Source organism: Actinokineospora pegani (assembly GCF_009745975.1).
In the GTDB taxonomy this organism is placed as follows: domain Bacteria; phylum Actinomycetota; class Actinomycetes; order Mycobacteriales; family Pseudonocardiaceae; genus Actinokineospora; species Actinokineospora pegani.
Genome location: NZ_WHOL01000071.1, coordinates 1 through 3,334, shown reverse-complemented (window position 1 = coordinate 3,334; position 3,334 = coordinate 1). Strand labels below are relative to the sequence as shown.

The 3,334-nt window shown below is 74.6% G+C and carries 1 protein-coding gene; it reads right to left on the bottom strand.

Annotated features, from left to right (window positions below):
• A partial coding sequence (locus GCL84_RS10855; protein ID WP_197523163.1) for a non-ribosomal peptide synthetase occupies positions 1-3,319 on the bottom strand: 3,319 nt, incomplete at its 3' end.
• Between the last annotated feature and the right edge of the window lie 15 nt (positions 3,320-3,334).

Sequence of the window (3,334 nt, the reverse complement as noted above, 5' to 3'; positions counted from 1 at the left end):
CGGCGTTGTTCTGCAGCACGAGCATCACCTGGAACAGCGGGTGGTGCGCGGTCGAGCGGGCCGGGTTCAACTCCTCCACCAGCAGGTCGAATGGCAGGTCCTGGTGCTCGAACGCGGCCAGGTCGGCGTCGCGCACCCGGGCCACCAACTCACCGAACGTCGGGTCACCGGAGACATCCGTGCGCAGCACCAACGTGTTGACGAAAAACCCGACCAACTCGTCCAACGCCTCATCCAGCCGCCCCGCGACCGGGCTGCCGATCGGGATGTCCGTCCCGGCGCCGAGGCGCGCCAGCACCGCGGCGAGCCCGGCCTGCAGCACCATGAACACCGTCGCGCCGTGCCGGGCGGCGAGCGCGGCCAGTGCGGCGTGCGTGCCCGCGTCCAACTCGAAGGGCACCACGCCGCCCCTGTGCGTGGCCACCGCGGGTCGGGGGCGGTCGGTCGGCAGGTCCAGCACGGGCGGGGCGCCGTCGAGCGCGGATCGCCAGAACGCCAACTGGGTCTCGGCGACCCCGCTGTCGAGCAGATCACGCTGCCAGAGCGCGTAATCGGCGTACTGCACCGGCAGCGGGGCCCAGTCCGGGGCGTGCCCGGCGCGCCGGGCGGCGTAGGCGGCGGACAGGTCCCGGGTCAGCGGCGCCATCGACCAGCCGTCCCCGGCGATGTGGTGCATCAGCAGCACCAGCGTCCGGTCGAACAGCCAGGCCCGCACCGGGATCTCGGCCGACAGGTCGAACCCGTGCGCCAACGCGGACTCCACTCTGTCCACAGCACCGCCCACCCCGGCGCGGCCCCCGATGCTGAGCAGCGGCGGCACCTCCTCGACTGGCAGCACCACCTGGAACGGCTCCCCGTCGACCGACGGGAACACCGTCCGCAGCACCTCGTGCCGGGCCACGACGTCGCCCAGTGCGGCGCGCAGCGCGTCGGCGTCCACCGGCCCGTCGAGCTCCACCACCATGGGCACGTTGTAGGTGCGGCTGTCAGCCAACTCGGCCAGGAACCACAGCCTGCGCTGCGCGGGCGACAGCGGCAGCACGTCAGGCCGCTCGACGGCGACCAGCGGCGGCCGCACCGGGCCACCGGCCAACCGCGCGGTCCGCACCGCCAGCCCGGCGGGCGTCGGCGCGCTGAACAGGTCGCGGATCGCCACGTCGACGCCCAGGGCGGTGCGGATGCGGCTGATCAACCGGACCGCGAGCAGCGAGTGCCCGCCGGAGGCGAAGAAGTCGTCCTCCGCCCCGACCCCCGGGAGCCCGAGCACCTCGGCGAAGAGCGCGCACAGCGCCTCCTCGCGCGGGGTGCGGGCCGCGCGGCTGCCGACCCGGTACTCCGGCGCGGGCAGGGCCCGTCGATCGAGCTTGCCGTTGGCGGTCAGCGGCAGCGCGTCGACCAGGACGAACGCGGCGGGCACCAGGTGGTCGGGCAACTGGGCGGCGGCGTCGGCGCGCAACCGCGCCGCCGACAGGCCGTCCGCGCCCTGCGCCACGACGCAGTAGGCGACCAGCCGCCTGTCGCCGGGTACGTCCTCCCGGACCACGACGGCGACCCTGGCCAGTGCGGGATGCGCCGCGAGCACGGCCTCCACCTCGCCCGGCTCCACCCGGAACCCGCGGATCTTGACCTGGTCGTCGGCGCGACCGAGCAGCTCCACCACCCCGGCGGAGGTCCAGCGGGCCAGGTCGCCGGTGCGGTACATGCGCTCCCCCGGCTCGCCGTGGGCGTCGGCGACGAACCGCTCGGCGGACATCCCCGGGGCGCCCAGGTAGCCGTCGGCCAGGCCCGCGCCCGCCACGTACAGCTCACCGGCCACCCCGGTCGGCACCGGGCGCAGCCGCTCGTCGAGGACGTAGGCACGGCGGTTGCCCATCGGCAGCCCGATCGGCAGCGGCGCGCCGCCGGTGGGCTCGGTGACCTGGTGGGTGTGGGTGAAGACCATGCTCTCCACCGGCCCGTAGCCGTGCACCAGGCGCAGGCGGGGGAACGCGGCGCGGACCCGGTCGATGTGCTCCAGCGACGGCTTGTCCCCACCGGTGATCACCTCGCGGACCTGCGTGAACACCCTCGGGTACTCGTCGACCATGAGGTTGAACAGGCCGGCGGACAGCCAGAGCGTGGTCACCCCGTGCGCGGCGACGAGGTGGGCGATGCGATCGGGTTCGGGCCGCTGGCCGGGCTGCAGCACGCAGGTCCCGCCGTTGAGCAGCGCGCCCCAGAACTCCAGCGCGGTCGCGTCCCAGGACACGGGGGCCGCGTGCAACCACACCTGGTTCGGCCCGAAGTGGACGAAATCCTGGCCGGTCAGGGTGCTGACGATCGACCGGTGCGAGGCCAGCGCGCCCTTCGGGCGGCCGGAGGAGCCGGAGGTGAACATGACGGCGGCGGCGTCCCCGGGGTCGCCGGTCAGCGGCGGCCGCGCGGCGGACTCGGCGGCGGCGTCGGCCACGGCGATGGTGGGCAGCCCGAGGCCGAGCCGGTCGGTGTCGGCGACCAGCAGGGCCAGACCGGCGTCGGCGACCATGCCCGCCAGCCGCTCGTCGGGGAACTCGGGGTCGAGCAGGACGTACCCCGCCCCGGTCTTGAGCACCCCGAGCATGGCCACCGCCAGGTCCATGCCCCGGTCGAGCAGGACGCCGACCAGCGCGCCGCGCCGGGCGCCCCGGTCGGCGAGGTGCCGGGCCAGCCGGTTGGCCGCCGCGTCCAGCCCGGCGTAGGACAGGACGCGGCCGTCGAAGACGAGCGCGGTCGCGTCCGGCGCGGTGTCGACCCGGTGCTGGAAGACCTCCGTGACGAGCAGGTCTGGCGCACCGGTCCCGGCCGACTCGCCGACCCGGGCCCGCTCGGCCCCGGTCAGCACGTCCAGCTCGCCCACCGGCCGGTCCGGCGCCGCCAGGGCGGCCTGGAACAGCGCGGTCAGCCGGGCCGACAGGGCCTCGACCGTGGACCGGTCGAACAGGTCCGTGGCGTACTCGATGCCGCCGGTCAGGCCGTCGGCGGACTCGGCCACCGCGAGGGTCAGGTCGAATTTGGCCACCCCGGGGCGCGAGGCCAGCTCGGTCACCGCCAGCCCGCCGAACCCGGACTCGGCCGCGGCGTTGTTCTGCAGCACGAGCATCACCTGGAACAGCGGGTGGTGCGCGGTCGAGCGGGCCGGGTTCAACTCCTCCACCAGCAGGTCGAATGGCAGGTCCTGGTGCTCGAACGCGGCCAGGTCGGCGTCGCGCACCCGGGCCACCAACTCACCGAACGTCGGGTCACCGGAGACATCCGTGCGCAGCACCAACGTGTTGACGAAAAACCCGACCAACTCGTCCAACGCCTCATCCAGCCG